Origin of the sequence: Bradyrhizobium canariense (assembly GCF_018130465.1) — a bacterium.
GTDB lineage: Bacteria > Pseudomonadota > Alphaproteobacteria > Rhizobiales > Xanthobacteraceae > Bradyrhizobium > Bradyrhizobium canariense_C.
Genome location: NZ_JAFCKJ010000001.1, coordinates 225,682 through 243,215, shown reverse-complemented (window position 1 = coordinate 243,215; position 17,534 = coordinate 225,682). Strand labels below are relative to the sequence as shown.

The 17,534-nt window shown below is 64.3% G+C and carries 20 protein-coding genes; 16 read left to right on the top strand and 4 right to left on the bottom strand.

What is annotated here, in order from left to right:
• The first annotated feature begins 66 nt into the window (after positions 1 to 66).
• Positions 67 to 249, top strand: a complete 183-nt coding sequence (locus tag JQ591_RS01065; RefSeq protein ID WP_211394788.1) for a hypothetical protein — start codon at positions 67 to 69, stop codon at positions 247 to 249.
• A 58-nt stretch (positions 250 to 307) separates the two neighbouring features.
• Here JQ591_RS01065 and JQ591_RS01060 read toward each other — a convergent pair whose 3' ends face one another.
• The 3 genes from JQ591_RS01060 to JQ591_RS01050 form a co-directional block, all read right to left on the bottom strand.
• The gene (locus JQ591_RS01060) at positions 308 to 523 is read right to left on the bottom strand and encodes a hypothetical protein (protein WP_211394186.1); all 216 of its coding nucleotides are present in this window, start codon (positions 521 to 523) and stop codon (positions 308 to 310) included.
• Between the two features lie 63 nt (positions 524 to 586).
• Positions 587 to 829 (bottom strand): transcriptional regulator, encoded by a 243-nt coding sequence (locus JQ591_RS01055; RefSeq protein WP_211394185.1) that lies wholly within the window; start codon positions 827 to 829, stop codon positions 587 to 589.
• 97 nt (positions 830 to 926) lie between these two features.
• Positions 927 to 1,136: a cold-shock protein gene (locus JQ591_RS01050; RefSeq protein ID WP_211382982.1), complete on the bottom strand. Its 210-nt coding sequence runs from the start codon at positions 1,134 to 1,136 to the stop codon at positions 927 to 929.
• A 34-nt stretch (positions 1,137 to 1,170) separates the two neighbouring features.
• On the opposite strand from JQ591_RS01050, the gene JQ591_RS01045 reads away from it, so the two are divergent.
• The 3 genes from JQ591_RS01045 to JQ591_RS01035 are packed head-to-tail and all read left to right on the top strand — an operon-like array spanning position 1,171 to position 2,053.
• Positions 1,171 to 1,371, top strand: a complete 201-nt coding sequence (locus tag JQ591_RS01045) for a hypothetical protein (RefSeq protein ID WP_211394184.1) — start codon at positions 1,171 to 1,173, stop codon at positions 1,369 to 1,371.
• Positions 1,368 to 1,607 (top strand): hypothetical protein, encoded by a 240-nt coding sequence (locus tag JQ591_RS01040; RefSeq protein WP_211394183.1) that lies wholly within the window; start codon positions 1,368 to 1,370, stop codon positions 1,605 to 1,607. The genes JQ591_RS01045 and JQ591_RS01040 overlap by 4 nt, the downstream gene beginning before the upstream one ends.
• A 2-nt stretch (positions 1,608 to 1,609) precedes the next feature.
• Positions 1,610 to 2,053, top strand: a complete 444-nt coding sequence (locus tag JQ591_RS01035; protein WP_211394182.1) for an SRPBCC family protein — start codon at positions 1,610 to 1,612, stop codon at positions 2,051 to 2,053.
• 197 nt (positions 2,054 to 2,250) lie between these two features.
• Here JQ591_RS01035 and JQ591_RS01030 read toward each other — a convergent pair whose 3' ends face one another.
• Positions 2,251 to 3,582, bottom strand: coding sequence for an Hsp70 family protein (locus JQ591_RS01030; protein ID WP_211394181.1), 1,332 nt, complete (start codon positions 3,580 to 3,582; stop codon positions 2,251 to 2,253).
• 238 nt (positions 3,583 to 3,820) lie between these two features.
• Here JQ591_RS01030 and JQ591_RS01025 point away from each other — a divergent pair, with 238 nt between their 5' ends.
• From JQ591_RS01025 to JQ591_RS00970, 12 genes are all read left to right on the top strand, one after another.
• Complete coding sequence (locus JQ591_RS01025) at positions 3,821 to 3,958, top strand: hypothetical protein (RefSeq protein WP_211382977.1); 138 nt, start codon at positions 3,821 to 3,823, stop codon at positions 3,956 to 3,958.
• A gap of 240 nt (positions 3,959 to 4,198) precedes the next feature.
• On the top strand, positions 4,199 to 5,485 hold the full coding sequence (gene oxlT / locus JQ591_RS01020; RefSeq protein WP_211394180.1) for an oxalate/formate MFS antiporter: 1,287 nt from the start codon (positions 4,199 to 4,201) through the stop codon (positions 5,483 to 5,485).
• A gap of 254 nt (positions 5,486 to 5,739) precedes the next feature.
• Positions 5,740 to 7,062 (top strand): oxalate/formate MFS antiporter, encoded by a 1,323-nt coding sequence (gene oxlT / locus JQ591_RS01015; RefSeq protein ID WP_211394179.1) that lies wholly within the window; start codon positions 5,740 to 5,742, stop codon positions 7,060 to 7,062.
• Between the two features lie 192 nt (positions 7,063 to 7,254).
• Positions 7,255 to 7,680, top strand: a complete 426-nt coding sequence (locus JQ591_RS01010; protein ID WP_211394178.1) for a CBS domain-containing protein — start codon at positions 7,255 to 7,257, stop codon at positions 7,678 to 7,680.
• A 104-nt stretch (positions 7,681 to 7,784) separates the two neighbouring features.
• Positions 7,785 to 8,804, top strand: a complete 1,020-nt coding sequence (locus JQ591_RS01005) for a 2-dehydropantoate 2-reductase (protein ID WP_211394177.1) — start codon at positions 7,785 to 7,787, stop codon at positions 8,802 to 8,804.
• Complete coding sequence (locus tag JQ591_RS01000; protein ID WP_211394176.1) at positions 8,801 to 9,589, top strand: fumarylacetoacetate hydrolase family protein; 789 nt, start codon at positions 8,801 to 8,803, stop codon at positions 9,587 to 9,589. Before JQ591_RS01005 ends, JQ591_RS01000 begins: the two co-directional genes overlap by 4 nt.
• A gap of 723 nt (positions 9,590 to 10,312) precedes the next feature.
• A complete protein-coding gene (locus tag JQ591_RS00995) occupies positions 10,313 to 11,719 on the top strand; it encodes a hypothetical protein (RefSeq protein WP_211394175.1) in 1,407 nt (468 codons plus the stop codon).
• Between the two features lie 183 nt (positions 11,720 to 11,902).
• Positions 11,903 to 12,103, top strand: a complete 201-nt coding sequence (locus tag JQ591_RS00990; RefSeq protein ID WP_211394174.1) for a hypothetical protein — start codon at positions 11,903 to 11,905, stop codon at positions 12,101 to 12,103.
• A 72-nt stretch (positions 12,104 to 12,175) separates the two neighbouring features.
• Positions 12,176 to 12,826 (top strand): hypothetical protein, encoded by a 651-nt coding sequence (locus JQ591_RS00985; protein ID WP_211394173.1) that lies wholly within the window; start codon positions 12,176 to 12,178, stop codon positions 12,824 to 12,826.
• 1,070 nt (positions 12,827 to 13,896) lie between these two features.
• A complete protein-coding gene (locus JQ591_RS00980) occupies positions 13,897 to 14,892 on the top strand; it encodes an NAD(P)H-dependent flavin oxidoreductase (RefSeq protein WP_211394172.1) in 996 nt (331 codons plus the stop codon).
• A gap of 25 nt (positions 14,893 to 14,917) precedes the next feature.
• On the top strand, positions 14,918 to 15,886 hold the full coding sequence (locus tag JQ591_RS00975) for a zinc-binding dehydrogenase (RefSeq protein WP_211394171.1): 969 nt from the start codon (positions 14,918 to 14,920) through the stop codon (positions 15,884 to 15,886).
• Positions 15,887 to 16,113: 227 nt separating this feature from the next.
• Positions 16,114 to 17,487: a cation diffusion facilitator family transporter gene (locus JQ591_RS00970; RefSeq protein WP_211394170.1), complete on the top strand. Its 1,374-nt coding sequence runs from the start codon at positions 16,114 to 16,116 to the stop codon at positions 17,485 to 17,487.
• Positions 17,488 to 17,534: the final 47 nt, after the last annotated feature.

The following is a 17,534-nucleotide window of genomic DNA, read 5'->3' as shown; positions in this document are numbered from 1 at the left end:
AGGCACGGGAGGCGTCGCGTCCGGCACTCGTCAGGACCACGCTCGTTGATCAAATTGAGGGCGAAAATGTTGAAAGATAAATCCCCTGATCGCGCCAAGCGTGAAGCCGACAAGGCGTTCAAGCCTGCGAAAACGCAGAAGCCGATGAATGACTATGCGAAGGATCAGAACTCCTTCAACGAGAATCGTGAGCGGCTGAAAGCGGAGCGATTGGCCCGGGAGGCGAAGCCGGGAAGCAGCTCCGAGTAAGAGCGTCGGTACCAGACTCCGATCACGCTGAAGGCGCGGCGCCGAATCCGCGCCTGATCTATAGCATCGATAGCACGACGATCCCGTCCTCGACTGCCCCCGAAGCCAGCTGCGCCCGCGCCATGCGCTCGAATGCGGTCCGGTTCTTGTGAAGATAGCTGAACGCCTGCTTCTGCGTCAGAAATGTCGTCGCAAGACGGCACATCTGTCGGCCCGCGCCAAGCGCGAGAAAGAAGGTGATGGTGCCACCGCTGTCCGACTTAACTCTAGGCACGACCAGCGCTCTTTGGCATGTGACCGGCCCTCTCCAGATTGTCGTCGGCGCTATGGAAGGCGGCTATGGCGTCACCTTCTTCTTGCGCTTCGTCGGGGCGGGCGCCGGCAACGATGCTTGAAGGGTTGCGTCGGCCGCTTCCTTGGCTTTGCGCAGCTCTCGAAGCCGCGCCATGTTCTTGCGAACATCGACGGCTTGCCTTTCGGCATCCGCCATGGCTCGCACACCTTCTTCGGCAGCCAAACGCTGACGATTGGAGCGCGCGATGCTTTCAGGTGACGGTTCGGCCGATTTCCTGGCGCTCATTGTTCACCCTGCTCTACAACGGACAAAACCCGCTCAATCCTGGGATCGAGCGGGTAGCATGGCCGTTTCAGTACATCCGTGAAACGGCACCAAGGCTTTAGGCGAGCGAGAGATTCTCTGCGCTGACCTTGCCCCGCATCTTGTCGGTCTTGAGCTCGAAGTTGACCTTTTGGCCCTCGGCGAGACCCGCAAGACCAGCCCGCTCGACTGCGCTGATGTGAACGAACACATCGCTGCCGCCGTCGTTCGGCTGAATGAATCCAAAGCCCTTCTGGCCGTTAAACCACTTCACAGTACCTGTCGTCATTTTCTTCTCCAAAGCGCATACGCGCAGGTTCCGCGTGATCGTCACGCAGAACAAATTCTATTCGTCGATGTCTATGGAAAAGGAGCCCGCGGGCGCATTCAACAAGGCACAGCGGCTGAACGAACAGCTCCAGCTGTATACCACATCTTCCTCATTTGCAAGGCTTGGTGGCGATAAGGCTTGGCGGTGGCAAGGCTTGGTGGTTGCAAGGCCTGGTGATGGCAAGGCTTGGTGACGGAAAGGCTTGGTGACGGCAAGGCTTGGGGCGCGCGGAACAATCCGACGATCGGTTGCTGCGAGCTGACGTTCACGATGACGCCGCAGAATGTCGCAGCAGTCCAGCAACTCTCGCCGGGCACCGTTCAAAAAACTCGAGATGCCCCGTCGGATCGGAAGTATCTCGTTCGTCATCTAGACATGAAGGGGCAAAAGACGCTGACGTCGAGCCCGGCGATTCATGAGGAAGAATGATCATGCCCAGCACTGTCCGCCTGCACCGCGTTCTCTCGACCAGCCCCGAGAAAGTCTATCGCGCCTTCCTGGAGGCGGATGCGCTGGCGAAATGGCTTCCGCCGAACGGCTTTACCTGCACCGTGCATCATTTCGAGCCGAAAGTCGGGGGCACGTTCAAGATGTCGTTCCGCAACTTCACGACGGGCAACAGCCACGCCTTCGGCGGCGAATATCTCGAGCTCGTCCCCGGCGAACGTCTGCGCTACACCGACAAGTTCGACGACCCCAATCTGCCGGGCGAGATCCAGGTGACCGTGATCCTGAAGAAAGTATCCGTCGGCACCGAGGTGGATATCACGCAGGCCGGCATCCCCGACGTCATCCCGCCGGAGGCTTGTTATCTCGGCTGGCAGGAATCGCTGCGGAATCTGGCGAAGCTCGTCGAACCCGAGATCAATCAGTAGCCGCGGAGCGGGAATGGCCTGACGGGCACCTTCTTCGTGGCCATTCTTCGAGACGCCCGCTTTGCGGGCTCCTCCGGATGAGGACAGAGGGCGCGGCAGCAATTTCAGCGGCCGCCAATGCTGCCTCGCCTCATTCTGAAGAAACCGCGAAGCGGTTGTCTCGAGGACGAGGCGCGCACTCAATCGCGCAAGATGCCCTACGCGCCTGGCTTCGGCGCAATCCCGCCGCCTGCAGTCCAGCGGTCGGGGTCCGGGCTGTGTCCGATCAAAGCAAGGCCGTAGGCAATCGACTCGAACTGGTCGCCCGACATCAGCCGTTCGTTGCCGAATCGCTCGGCGAACAGCTTTCGGACGGCGGGCACGAAGGACGTGCCGCCGGTCAAGAACACCTTCTCGATCTCGCGCGCGGTGATACCGGCTTCGCCCAGCACCTTGTCGACGGTGGCCCCGAGCCTCGCGATGTCGTCGGCAATCCAGGCTTCGAAATTCTTCCGTGTGATGGTCGAGCCGATGTCGACCCCGCCGCCCTTGAAGCGGAAGTCCACCTCGTCGTGGCCCGACAGCGCGACCTTGGCGTCGGACACCGCGCGGTAGAGCGAAAAGCCGAGGTCGAGATCGACGATGGTGATGAAATCTTCAAGCAGCTTCGGCTTCAGCGCGGTGCGCGCAAGCTCCCGCAGCTCGCGCAGGTCGCCGTTGCTCTTCATCATCGCGAGCTGATGCCAGCGTGCGAGGTTGGTGTAATGGCCGGTGGGGACCGGCAGCACCTTATCGAACGAACGGAAGCTCGAGCCCTTGCCGAGCCGCGGCGAGACGACGTGGTCGACGATGCGGTAATCGAACGTGTCGCCGGCGATGCCGATGCCTGCGTGTCCAAGCGGCTCGGCGCGTAAGGCTCCTCCCACGCGCGAAAAGCGCATCACCGAGAAGTCGCTGGTGCCGCCGCCGAAATCCGCGACCAGCACGGTGGCATCGCGCTCCAGCCTTCGGGCGAAGGAGAACGCGGCGCCCACGGGCTCGTAGACATAGCGCGCGTGGCCAGCGCCGAGACGCTCGAACGCGGCCCGGTACCGCTGCATGGCCAGCGCCTCGTCGGGATTGCCGCCGGCGAAGCGGACGGGGCGACCGACCGTGATGGTTGACGTCTCGAAGCCGAACTTGTCGCCACCATGGCGCGCCAGCGTGCGCAGGAACGCGGCCAGGATGTCCTCGAACTTGAAGCGCTGCCGGAACACTTGCGTGGTGTTGAAGCTGGAACTCGCGGCGAAGGTCTTGAACGACTGGAGAAAGCGGTAGATATGGCGCCCTTCGAGGAACGTCTCGATCGCCCACGGCCCTCCTTCGGCCTGGGCGCCGGCTCCCGGCCGGTCTTCCCAGAAGCATAGCGCCGAGACGTAGGTGCTGTGGCGCTGGCCGCCGTGATCGAAGCGGATGGCCTCGACCCGGCGGTCGTCCGCTGCAAGGGCTACGACCGTGTTGCTGGTCCCAAAATCGATGCCGATCGAGACGGCGGGTGAGGCGCTCGACATGAACCACTCTGACAGATGATTGGAAGGGGGCAGACCACTAACGGCTTTGCCGTGCCCTGCCAAGGCCTTGCGCTGCCAACACCTGCCCGAAACGGCCCCGTTAACCCGGCGTTATGCTGCAATGCGATGGATTAAATGCTGCTATGCAATGGCATGCATGGACATTGGCATCTGGTATACATAGATTGCCCTTCGAAATGAGACAGCACTACTGACCGTCTCAAGAAAGGGATTTCCGATGTCCAAGACCGCTGCCGTCGCTCTCGCCCCGTCCTCCTCGCTGTTCGCCCGCCTGATGGCCGCGATCGATCGCCTGCTGATGGCGAGCGCCGAGATCTCGAATCACAACGGCGACCTGCCGCGCTTCGGCCTGTAAGCCGGGCAGCGTCCCGCGCCGCGGGACGGTTTTAAATCGGTTCGCATACTACTTTTGATGAATGGCCCCGGATGACGGGGCCATTTCTACTTGTGCTGTCCCGAGTCACGACCGCAACCGGAACAAGGTGCTGCGGCATTTGCGCACGGTGACCGGACCAGCGCTTGAAGCTTGGCATAATGCATACAAGAATGCCGTTCCAGCGCTCGCAGAAAAATGAGAGGCGCCACGGGAGGCTTTATGACGGACATGGTGCAAGCAACCGCCCCTACAGCCGCGCGCGTTAGCGACACGTATCGCTGGGCGCAATTGGCGGTCGGTGTCGCGGCGATGGTGATGATCGCCAACTATCAATACGGCTGGACGTTCTTCGTCCCCGACATCCAGAAGAAGTTCGGCTGGGATCGTGCGTCGATCCAATGGGCCTTTACGCTGTTCGTGCTGTTCGAGACCTGGCTCGTGCCGATCGAAGGATGGTTCGTCGACAAATACGGCCCGCGCCTCGTCGTGCTGGTCGGCGGCGTGCTCTGCGCGGCCGGCTGGGCGATCAACGCGCAGGCGACCACGCTCAACGGCTACTATCTCGGCATGATCATCGCGGGCATCGGCGCCGGCGGCGTCTACGGCACCTGCGTCGGCAACGCGCTGAAGTGGTTTCCGGACAAGCGCGGTCTGGCCGCGGGCATCACGGCCGCGGGCTTCGGTGCAGGTTCTGCGCTGACCGTCGCGCCGATCCAGGCCATGATCAAGGACAGCGGTTTCCAGACCACCTTCCTCTATTTTGGCCTCGGACAAGGCATCATCATCTGCATTCTCGCCTTCTTCTTGTTGGCGCCGAAGGCAGGCCAGGTGCCGAACGCGGTCGTGAACGCCAATCTGCAACAGACCCGCCGCAATTATCAGCCGACCGAGGTGCTGCGTCAGCCGATCTTCTGGCTGATGTACTTCATGTTCGTGATCGTCGGCGCCGGCGGCCTGATGGTGACGGCCAATTTGAAGCCGATCGCGGCCGACTGGAAGATCGACAACGTGCCGGTCACGTTGATGGCGGTGACGATGACCGCGGTGACCTTCGCGGCCACGATCGACCGCGTGCTCAACGGCCTGACGCGTCCGTTCTTCGGCTGGATCTCCGACATGATCGGCCGCGAGAACACGATGTTCATCGCCTTCGGCATGGAGGGGATCGGCATCTGGATGCTCTACCTCTGGGGCCACGATCCGCTCTGGTTCGTGCTGCTCTCAGGCTTCGTGTTCTTCGCCTGGGGTGAGATCTACTCGCTGTTCCCGTCGACCTGCACCGACACGTTCGGCGCCAAGTTCGCGACCACCAATGCCGGCCTGCTCTACACCGCGAAGGGCACGGCCGCGCTGCTGGTCCCGATCGGCAACTACATGCAGCAGTCGTCGGGCAGTTGGGACAACGTGTTCATCATCGCGGCCGGCGCCAACATCCTGGCCTCGGCGCTGGCGATCGCGGTGCTCAAGCCCTGGCGCAAGGTCGTGGTCGCGCAATCGACCGTCTGACGCGCTCCCAAAGCGCTTTCTCGCGCAAAACGCCCGGCCTCACGGCCGGGCGTTTTCGTTTTGCGTCATGCTTTCACAAACCCGCCGCCCGAACGGAACCCCGCATTTTGTCACCGGCACGCCAAGTTAGGGCTTGCAATCTGGAATATGGTATACCAAGGTCGCGATCGCGCTTGCGACGATAAGCCACAATATTGCGACATCAGGTCATCTTGCAACCGGTGTCGACCAGACAGGCGCTTGGGAGGTTCTTGATGATTTCCAGCACCGATGGCGCCGTCACGGCCGCGCCTCTTCGCACAGGTTTCCGTTGGCTCCAGCTCGTCATGGGCATCGTCTGCATGGCGATGATCGCCAACCTGCAATATGGCTGGACGCTGTTCGTCGATCCGATCGATGCGGCCCACCATTGGGGACGCGCCGCGATCCAGCTCGCTTTCACCATCTTCGTCGTCACCGAAACCTGGCTGGTGCCGATCGAGGCCTGGTTCGTCGACAAATACGGCCCGCGCATCGTCATCATGTTCGGCGGCGTCATGATCACGCTGTCGTGGATTCTCAACTCCTACGCCGATAGCCTCACTTTGCTCTACGCGGCGGCGATCATCGGGGGCATGGGCGCGGGCGCGGTGTACGGCACCTGCGTCGGCAACGCGCTGAAATGGTTTCCCGATCGCCGGGGCCTTGCCGCCGGCGCCACTGCCGCCGGCTTCGGCGCGGGCGCAGCACTCACCATCGTGCCGATCGCGACCATGATCGCAACGAGCGGCTATCAGCACGCGTTCCTCACCTTCGGCATCGGCCAGGGCGTGATCGTCTTCGTGCTCGCCTTCTTCATCCAGCCGCCGCGGCTCTCGATCCCGCCGAAGAAGAAGCAGCTCAATTTGCCGCAGACCAAGCTCGACTTCACCCCGCCCCAGGTGCTGCGCGCCCCTATTTTCTGGGTGATGTATCTCGTTTTCGTCATGGTCGCCTCCGGCGGCCTGATGACCGCGGCGCAGATCGCCCCGATCGCGCACGACTTCAAGATCGCCGACACGCCGGTCACGCTCGCCGGCTTTCAGATGGCGGCATTGACGTTCGCGATCTCGCTCGACCGCATCTTCGACGGTTTCGGACGTCCCTTCTTCGGCTTCGTCTCCGACACGATCGGCCGCGAGCACACCATGTTCATCGCCTTCGGCACCGCCGCGCTGATGCTGCTGACGCTGTCGGCCTATGGCCACGTGCCTGTCGTCTTCGTGCTCGCGACCGCGGTCTATTTCGGCGTGTTCGGCGAGATCTACTCGTTGTTCCCCGCCACCTGCGGCGACACCTTCGGCTCGAAATTCGCAACCACCAACAACGGCATGCTCTACACCGCGAAGGGCACCGCGTCCCTGCTCGTTCCGCTCGCCAGCGTGATCTCGGCAACGTACGGGTGGAAAGCCGTGTTCGTGGTCGCGGTGGCGCTGAACGCGACGGCGGCGCTGATGGCGCTGTTCGTGATCAAGCCGATGCGCCGCTCTTTCATCCTCGGCAAGGAAGCCGAGAGCGCCAACGCCGCGACGGGGAACGCCAAGACCGAGACGGCGTAACAGCCACGCACCTTGCACGGGTGAGACAGGGGCGCAGCGATGCGCCCCTTTTCTTTTTGGCGCACGTCTTTTTGGCACACGGCAAACGTCAGTATTGCTGCCGCAAGATTTTTCGGATCAGCCAGATCGAATGCTTGACGATTGGCATTATGTATACCACACTTGCCTCATCATTCACCCAGGGAGGTTGCAATGCTGGTCGGAGACATTCTGCGCAAGAAGACACCGCGCGTTGTCACGGTGCGAATGAACGAAACGGTGGGTATCGCCGCCAAGCTGATGCGCGCCAACAATATCAGCGCACTGGTGGTGAAGGACGTGGTCCGCTCCGAGGGTAACACCGCGGTCGGCATGTTCACGGAGCGCGACGTCGTGCGCGCCGTCGCCGAGCACGGCGCCAATGCCGTCAACGTCAAGGTCTCGCAGCTCGTCTCGGTGCAGCAGCTCGTGTCCTGCACGTCGAGCGACACGATCGAGCACGTCCGCCATCTGATGAACCGGAATCACATCCGGCACCTGCCTGTCATCGACGATTACAGCCTCGTGTCGGTCATCAGCATGCGCGACATCGCTGCCGTCGTGGACGAAGCGATCAACGGCACGCCGCAAGCAGCTTAAAGCGCCTCACTTCCCCTGCGACTACCGGCCCCGGCTCGGACCCTTCCGAGCCGGACCGGATCTTTCGTCCCGAAATCCGGCTTCTGCTGCTTCGCGAGGATTCCATGAAGATCTGCATCTACGGCGCCGGCGCAATCGGCGGCTATCTCGGAGTTCAGCTCGCGCGCGCGGGCGCCGACGTCAGCCTGGTCGCTCGCGGCGCGCACCTTGCCGCGATGCGCGAGCGCGGCCTGACGCTGCTCGCGGGCGAGGAGAAGCACACCGTGCATCCGCGCTGCACCGACGATCCCGCCGAGCTCGGCGTGCAGGACTACATCATCATCACGCTGAAAGCGCACTCGATCACCGGCGTGATCGAGAAGATGCAGCCATTGCTCGGACCCCACACCCGCATCGTCACTGCCGTCAACGGCATCCCCTATTGGTACTTCCACAAGCACGGCGGCCAATACGAGAACTCGACGCTGGAGAGCATCGATCCCGGCGGCCGGCAATGGCGCGAGATCGGTGCCGAGCGCGCCATCGGCTGCATCGTCTATCCCGCCACCGAGATCGAGACGCCCGGCGTGATCCGCCACGTCTACGGCAACAATTTCCCGCTTGGCGAACCCTCCGGCGAGGTCACCTCCGACGTGCAGCGCCTTGCCGATCTCTTCGTCGCGGCCGGGTTGAAGGCGCCGGTGCTCGACCGCATCCGCGACGAGATCTGGCTCAAGCTGTGGGGCAATGTCTGCTTCAACCCGATCAGCGCACTCACCCATGCGACGCTCGACGTGATCTGCACCGATCCGGCCACCCGCGCGCTGTCGCGCGCGATCATGATGGAGACGCAGGGCATCGCCGAGACATTCGGCGTCAAATTCCGCGTCGACGTCGAGCGCCGCATCGAAGGTGCCCGCAAGGTCGGCGCGCACAAGACCTCGATGCTCCAGGATCTCGAGCGCGGCCGCCCGATGGAGATCGACCCGCTCGTCACCGTCGTGCAGGAGATGGGCCGCCTGACCGGCGTCGCCACCCCCGCGCTCGATTCGGTGCTGGCGATGGTGACCCAGCGCGCCCGCATCGCCGGTCTCTACGACGGCATCTCGACGCCGTCAGATCCGCGCGCACTGGCGGTGGCATGATGGCTGGCGAGATCAAGCAATGGCTCCGCTTCCGCAATAGCGGTACGACCGGCTTCGGCACGCTGAATTCGTCAGGCATCAGCGTGCATGAGGGCGAGATGTTCGGCCGCCATGCAGCCACCGGCAAGACGCTGGCGCTGTCGGAGGTCGAGCTGCTGGCGCCCTGCGCGCCCAGCAAGATCGTCGCGCTCTGGAACAATTTTCACGCGCTCGCGGCCAAGCTCAACCAGCCCGAGCCGCCGGAGCCGCTCTACCTCCTGAAGGCCACCACCAGCATCACGACGCCTGGCGCGGTGATCCGCCGTCCCTCCTATTACGACGGCAAGACCACCTATGAAGGCGAGCTCGGCATCGTCATCGGCAAGATCTGCGCCCGGGTGTCGCCGGCGGAAGCGGACAGCTTCATCTTCGGCTACACCTGCGTCAACGACATCACCGCCAACGACATCCTGACCAGCGATCCCACCTTCCCGCAATGGGCGCGGGCCAAGGGCATCGACGATTACGGCCCGTTCGGCCCCGTCATCGCCACCGGTCTCGATCCGGCCAAGCTGATGGTCCGCACCATCCTCAACGGCGCGGAGCGGCAGAACTATCCGATATCGGACATGATCTTCACCGCGCAGGAGCTGGTCAGCAGGATCTCCCATGACATGACCCTGCTCCCCGGCGACCTCATCGCCGTCGGCACCTCGGTCGGCGTCGGCGTGATGAAAGAGCCGGTCAATACAGTGACCGTCGCGATCGACGGCATCGGCGAATTGACGAACGAGTTTCGGCTGTAGCCGCAACCGCGGTGCCCCGGCCCGGATCGTGGCGATATCCGGGACACCATACCCGCAGGGCACCCGCATATCGCTACGCTCACGCGGGTACGAATTCCCGCCTCCGTCCGAGATCTGTGCTCCGCCTAAATCGGGAAGACCTGGCCGGGAAGACCTGGCAACGTCGCAAAGCGAACGACTTGCAGAGATCTGCCCGCCGGAATGTGACCAAACCCACAGATGGGTTCGCGGCATGGTCGTAGGGTCCTATCACCGTTCGGCGCCTACTGCGCTGGACTTCAGATGGGGAAGTACGATGACGCTCAAGGGGATCATGACGGGCATTCTGGCTGGCGTTTCACTGGCTGGCACCATCCTGGCCACGACCGGTTCGGCCGAAGCCCGCTTTTTGGCCGGCCACGGGAGCCAAGCCTACTACAGCCGGGTTGCGACTCCTCACCAGTCTTCGCGCACTACATTCAACTGTCCCCGTTGCAGTGACGGCCAGCAACGCCCCCCGAGCACTGGCCCCTCCAATCCCCACTACGGCTGGGGCAAAGCTTGGTGACAAAGCACGAATAGACCGGCCACGTGCGATGCTTCCTCATCGTCATGGCCGGTTCGTCCCGGCCGGCTGTGGATCGCGCTAGCTGACACGTCCGGCACGCCGCCCGCCCCTTGATCTCGGTTCCGCTCTCCAATAGCAACTATGGCGATAATGTGTGCCGGCGTGAGGAAGTCACGATGTGGCTGTTTTTCCTGGTTGCCTGGTTTGTTCTGCTCGCCGCCATCGCGATCTTCGCCCAGCAGGCGCTCGGCTACGATGTCGGCCACCTGCCCGCCTGGTTCGGAGGCCTGCCTGTCCCGCAGCGTATCGCGACCGGCGCGATCCCGGCCCTGGCGCTGGCACTGATCGGCGCCTCCGCCTGGCGGCTCTCGCGCCAGGACCGGCGCCTCGACAATTTGCGCGACCGCCTCAAGAAGACCCGCGAGGACGTCGTCGTCGCCCACGCCCTGCAGAACCACCTCGACGCCACCGTCCAGCACCTGATCGAGAGCGATCCCCGGGAGGCCGTCTCCGCCCTCCATGACAAGCTGGGCGAAACCGAGCAGCGCGCACTGCTCCAGCGGGGCCGCAACGAATCCACCGACATGCACGACCAGCTCGCCGAAATCCGCCGCCGCCAGCAGGAACTGCGCGACATGGTCGGCAAGGTCGCCGAGCAGCGCCGCGCGGTCGAGCCCGTCTTCACTGAGATCCGCGACCGCCAGAACCAGCTCGAACGCTCGCTGCACGACCTCGAGACCGACGACCGCAAGAACAACCTCGCCGACCGGCTCAAGGACATCGCGCGCGACGTGTCGACACTGCTGTCGCGGGTGGGCACGGTCCAGGACACCTTCGCGACCCTGAACCAGTACAAGGAAGATCTGGCCAAGTCCCACGCCGAGCTGGTGCCGCTGCGCGCGTCGGACACCGGCCTCAATGCCCTGATCGGCGAGCTGGACCTCAGCCATGAGCGCCTCGCCAAAAGCGTCGACGAGCTCGAAACCGGCGGCGAAGCGCCGCTCGGCACCCGCGTCGAGACGCTGTCGAAGAACAAGATCGAGATCGAGCAGCGCCTGGCCCGCATCGACGACAGCTTCCACATCCTGAAAGGCATCGGGCTCGACTTCGAGGAGCTCCGCCAGCGCCAGGCCCAGCTCGAACGCTCGCTCGCCGGTGTCGAGACCGACGCCGACGGCAAGACGCTTGCCGACCGCCAGAATGCGCTGAACGATTTTGTTCTCCAGTCGCGCCAGCGCCTCGGCGCGTTGCAGGAGACGCTGGCGACGCTGAACGCCTTCAAGACGGAGCTGTCGAAGTCGCAGGCCGACCTCGTCCCGCTGAAGGCCCCGGTGTTCGGCATCGAGGCCCTGATCGCGGACGTCGGCACCACCCGCGACCTCCTCGCCAAAACCGTCGGCGAGATCGAGGCGAGCGGCGACGTCACCCTCGCCTCGCGCGTCGACGCGCTGACCAAGAGCAAGCGCGAGGTCGAAGACCGCCTCGCCCGCATCTTCGACAATTTCAACGCGCTCGACGGCTTGCGAAAAGACATAGGCGGCATCTTCTCGACGATCCGGAACAGCCTGAACCGGATCGGATGAGGCCGAGCCGCGCAGGCTGGGCAGAGCGCGCCGAAACATTCAGACACATCACATCTCCGCGCGCCCGGCAGATGCCGCCAACATGTCGCGCGGATGCCGCACTGTGGACGCATTCGGCCGCCCTTCTGTGAGGCGTGTCTGGGGGCACGGCGGTGCCGTGTTTGGACCAAACCTTCTAGGGGTATGACTGTGAAGAAGATTGTATTTGTCGTGGGTGCTACGCTTGCTCTGGTGACGGTCGCGAACGCTGCGGATCTGCCGCGTCGCCAGCCCGTTCCCGTCTATTCGGAGCAGGCGCCGATCGGCAAGATGCCGATTGGCAAGAGCCCGATTGGTAAGGCCCCGATCGGCAAGGCGCCCGGCCCCGTCGCGGCGCGCTACTGACGCGCAGCGAAATACGCGCAGAAGAAACAAGCGCCGACTCTGCGTGAGTGGCCGACAGTCGAGGGGCACAGCGTGACGAACAAACCTGATCGATCGGGATCCTGCATCCTTGCGGGATTCGCCCTCGCGGCGATGCTCGCATGCACGACGCCCTCAGCCTCGGCCCACGAAGCCAACAAGCGCGTTGCCGACGCAAACGCACTTGTCCCGGCCGACCACGTCTCGCGACCGGCGCCGCCATCGACGCGGCGCGCGGTCGCGCGCGCGGAGAAAGGTCCGTACTACGTCGACTTCCGCGCCCGCACGGCCGCGAGCTGGGGCCACGCCTTCGTCTGGTACGGCAAGACCAGCGAGCGCGCCGTCGAGGTCGCAGGCCTGACGCCGTCGGGCGACACTTGGGCCTATGTGCTCGGCCACCTGACCTGGGTGCCGGCGGAGACCGGCGCAAGCTACGGCGATCTCGACCCGGACTATCTGACCGCAAACTACCGCGTCTATCTGAACGAAGCCGACGCCAAGCGCGTGTTCGCCTATATCAAAAAATTGCAGGCGAGCTCGCCGGTCTGGAATGCCGAGACCACCAATTGCACCGGCTTCATCGGCGACATCGCCGAGTACATGGGATTGAAGGTCCCCAACCGCTGGCAGCGCCCGGAAAACTTCGTCAACAGCCTCAAGGACATGAACGGCGGCCGCCAGATGGTGCGGCTGTCGGCGGAGTAGCCCGCCAGGGCGCACCACACGACGCCGTCGAAGCAATTGGGGCACGATGGATCGGCGGAGTGCCCGTCGGGCAAAACACCTCGCGCGAATTTTCCACCTCGCTTGTCAACCCGCCGCGCCGAAAATATTCCGCTTTACCGAAATTCTGATTTACCGTACACACCGACCACCCTGGCCGAGACAAGGGCGGATCGCGATCGTCACGAACCGCGGGCAGGGCAGCGATGGACGCGACGGCGTCGGGCGCGATCGGAATTGCAGGGCGGCTTCGCCGTGAGCAGTCCCACCGCGCGTACGACACGATGCCGACAGCATCTTCGCATGGCTTCGGGCGTGAGCACACGCCAGCTCTCGAAGTCCCAGCGAGGACGTGCGCGGACGGCCAAGTCGTGTGGTCCTGACGCCCGAATCCGGCGTCAAGTCTCGTGGTGGCGCTCTCCGCCCGACCGGACGGCCGCGCCAGCGATCCACGAGGCGACGGGGGCAATAGGGCTCGACTCCCCGGGGAGAGCACGAAGTAAGCCGTAAACCATTGCGCAGGGAAGGCCGGGCATTCGGCTCACCTGTGGTCCACCCCGTGTGCATTCTTTGGCGCACGGACCTGCGGGTGCCAGCCGGTGCCCGGCCTTCCCTGCGCCCTTGTCACGACGAGGGCGATACGATCAGGCAAAGCTCGGGCGAAATGCGCCGCGAGGAGGCGAAGGTGTGTCTTTGCGGTTGACGAGGTGCGAATTTGCGTGCGGCCGTGAGCGTAAATCTATCACCGTCACCCTGAGGTGTGGGCAGCGCGGTGCGAATGCACCGCGAGGCGAGCCTCGAAGGGCGACGGCCCGGCTCTCGCAGCGTGGCCGCTCATCCTTCGAGGCTCCCTACCCGGTGCTACGCACCGCGCAGGTCGCACCTCAGGATGACGGAGCAATAATCGTGCGCTCAAATTATCCGCCCCACGGAATCACCCTCGGCTCTCGCATACTCACCCCACGCCGGCGCAATAGACTTTTCCCGACCCGGGCGGCATCCTGCCGCCATCAAACGATAACAGAGCGCCACGCAGGCGGGGGAAACAGATCATGCTGCAGACACGGTTCACGAAACTCGTCGGTGTCGAGCACCCGATCGTCCAGGGCGGCATGCAATGGGTCGGTCGCGCTGAGCTGGTCGCCGCCGTCGCCAATGCCGGTGCGCTCGGCTTCATCACGGCGCTGACCCAGCCGACACCTGAGGACCTCAGGAAAGAGATCGCGCGCTGCCGCGACCTCACCGACAAGCCGTTTGGCGTCAACCTCACCATCCTGCCCGCGATCAAGCCGCCGCCTTATGCCGAATATCGCGCCGCCATCATCGAGAGCGGCATCACGGTGGTCGAAACCGCCGGCAACAAGCCGCAGGAGCATGTCGACGAGTTCAAGAAGCACGGTGTCAAGGTCGTGCACAAATGCACCAGCGTCCGCCACGGGCTCTCGGCCGAGCGCATGGGCGTCGACGCCATCTCGATCGACGGGTTCGAATGCGCCGGCCACCCGGGCGAGGACGACACCCCTGGCCTGATCCTGATCCCGGCCGCCGCCAACAAGATCAAGATCCCGATGATCGCCTCCGGCGGCTTTGCCGACGCCCGCGGCCTCGTCGCCGCGCTGGCGCTGGGCGCCGAAGGCATCAACATGGGCACGCGCTTCATGGCGACCAAAGAGAGCCCCATTCATCAGCTCATCAAGGAGAAGATCGTCGCCAATGACGAGCGCGAGACCGAGCTCATCTTCCGCACCATGCGCAACACCTCCCGCGTCGCCAGGAACGAGATCTCGACCAAGGTCGTCGCGATGGAGAAGGAAGGCGCCAAGTTCGAGGACATCCGCGAGCTCGTCGCAGGCGCCCGCGGCAAGATGGTCTACGCGACCGGCAACTCGGACGAAGGCATCTGGTCGGCGGGCCAGGTGCAGGGCCTGATCCAGGACATCCCGACCTGCGCCGAACTGATCTCCCGCATCGTGCGCGAAGCGGAGGCCATCATCCGCAACCGACTCGAAGGCATGATCGTTCATCCGACAGCGCAAGCTGCGGAATAGTCACTGCAAGAAGCGAGAGCAATTCATGAAGGCTTATGTCTACGGCCCTGGTGGCGCTGCAATTTCCGACGTCGCTCAACCAAAGCCTGAAGGCACGCAGGTGCTGGTCCGCGTCCGCGCCTGTGGCCTCAATCGCGCCGACACCGGCATGCGCAAGGGCCACGCCCATGGCGCGGCCGGCGGCGCCGGGACCGTGCTCGGCATGGAATGGGCCGGCGAGGTCGCCGAACTCGGACCGGATGCCAAGGGCGTCAAGGTCGGCGACCGCATCATGGGCTCGGGCGGCGCGGCGTTTGCCGAATACACGCTGGCCGATCACGGCCGGCTGTTCCGCGCGCCCTCGAACATGAATTTCGAGGAAGCCGCCACCCTGCCCGTCGCGCTCGCGACCATGCACAACGCCGTCGTCACCATCGGCGGCGTACAGCCCGGGCAGGCCGTGCTGATCCAGGGCGCAAGCTCCGGCGTCGGCCTGATGGCGATGCAGATTGCAAAACTCAAAGGCGCCAGGCTCGTGATCGGCTCCTCGACCGATGCCGCCCGCCGCGGTCGGCTGAAGGAGTATGGCGCCGACCTCGCGGTCGATTCCTCCGACCCCACATGGGTCGACGAGGTGCTGAAGGCGACGAACGGCAACGGCGTCGACCTCATCGTCGACCAGGTCTCCGGCAAGGTCGCCAGCCAGAACCTGGCCGCGACCAAGGTAAAGGGCCGTATCGTCAATGTCGGCCGGCTCGGCGGCACCCATGCCGATTTCAACTTCGACCTGCACGCGGCGCGCCGCATCGACTATGTCGGCGTCACCTTCCGCACCCGCACCATCGCGGAGGTCCGCGAGATCTTCGACGAGGTCCGCAAGGACATCTGGGGCGCGGTCGAGTCGCGAAAACTGCAGCTGCCGATCGACAAGGTGTTTGCCTTCGACGACATCGACAAGGCGTTCGAGCACATGGAGGCCAACAAGCACCTCGGCAAGATCGTCGTGGCGGTGTGAGGCGCCTTGAGGCGTGGGGCGCTGCGGAGCAAGAGCGACAGGGCGCTCCTCTCTCCGTCGTCATGGCCGGGTTTGACGCGGCCATCCACGTCTTTGCCGGGCGCCCAGAAGATCGAGGATGCCCGGGACAAGCCCGGGCATGACGGGGATCCGCTTCTGCAACTCACTAGCGACTACAGCTGTGGATCGTCGCTTGATGTTCAGTCACAGGCTGCTAAATCCCCGCCATGACCTCCCAGCATAACAAGACATCGGTCGCGGCGATCTCGATCTTCGCCAGCGGCGGCATGGCGGCGGCCAAGTTCGCGGTCGGGATCGCGATCGGCTCGCTGGCGCTGATATCCGAGGCGCTGCATTCCTCGGTCGACCTGGTCGCCACCATCATCACCTGGGCGGTGGTGCGGGTGTCCGACAAACCGGCTGACCACGAGCACCATTACGGCCACGGCAAGCTCGAGAGCATCTCGGCACTGGGCGTCACCGCCCTGCTCTACGTGCTCGCCGGCGGCATCCTGGTCGAGTCCTACAGCCGGCTGCGCGAAGGAACCGCGCCGCCGACCATTTCGGCCGTGCCGTTCGTGGTGCTGGTGATCGACATCGTCGTCAATCTCTGGCGCGCCCGTGCCCTGCACCGTGCCGCGCGGGAGACCAGGAGCCAGGCGCTCGCCGCCGATGCGCTGCATTTCGCCTCGGACGTGATGGGCTCGTTCGCCGTGATCGTGGGCCTGATCCTCGCCGCCCTCGGCTTCTGGTGGGGTGACGCGGCTGCCGCCGCCGCGGTGGCCGTGATGATCGCCCTGCTCGGCCTGCGCATGGCCGGCTCGACCGTGCAGACGCTGATCGACCGCGCCCCTGAAGGCGCGCATGAGACGGCCACGGCCGCGATCCGCAGCGTGCCGGGCGTGATCGGCGTCGAGCGGCTCCGCGTGCGCATGGTCGGGGCAACCACGTTTATCGACACGATCGCAAAGGTGCCGCGGACTTACCCCATCGACCGGGTCGAGGACATCAAGCGCAACGCGCAAGCGGCCGTCGAGAAAGCCTTCGGCGACACCGACCTCACCTTCACCGCAGTCCCCGTCGCGCGCGACAACGAGACCGTGCGCGACCGCATCATGGTCATCGCCCACAATTCGGGCCTCGCCATCCACCACGTCACGGTGCACGACCTCGGCGCCAAGCTGATCGTCAGCATCGACCTCGAGGTCGACGCCGGGATGCAGCTCGACGCCGCCCATGACGTCGCCAACACGCTGGAGCGCAACATCCAGGAAGAGTTCGGCGCGGATGTCGAGGTCGACGTCCACATCGAGCCGCTGGAACCGGAACTGCCGTTCGGGGTCGATGCCGCGCCGGAACGGGTGCAAACCATCGCCGCCGCTCTCACGGAATACGCCGCCGGCGGCGAGATCCATGACATCCATAACGTGCGCGTGCGCGACACCGAAGGCGGCGAGATCGTCAACTTCCACTGCCGCGCCGAGCCGACGACGAGCGTGATCAAAGTGCACGAGCATGTCGACGCGATCGAGCGTGCGCTGCGGCGCGCGTTCCCGAGTGTGAAGCGCGTGATCAGTCACGCCGAACCGCCGCGCGCGTGATCGAGAATGTGCGAGGAGTCACACGTTCTCGTTTCGGACTCGCCGCG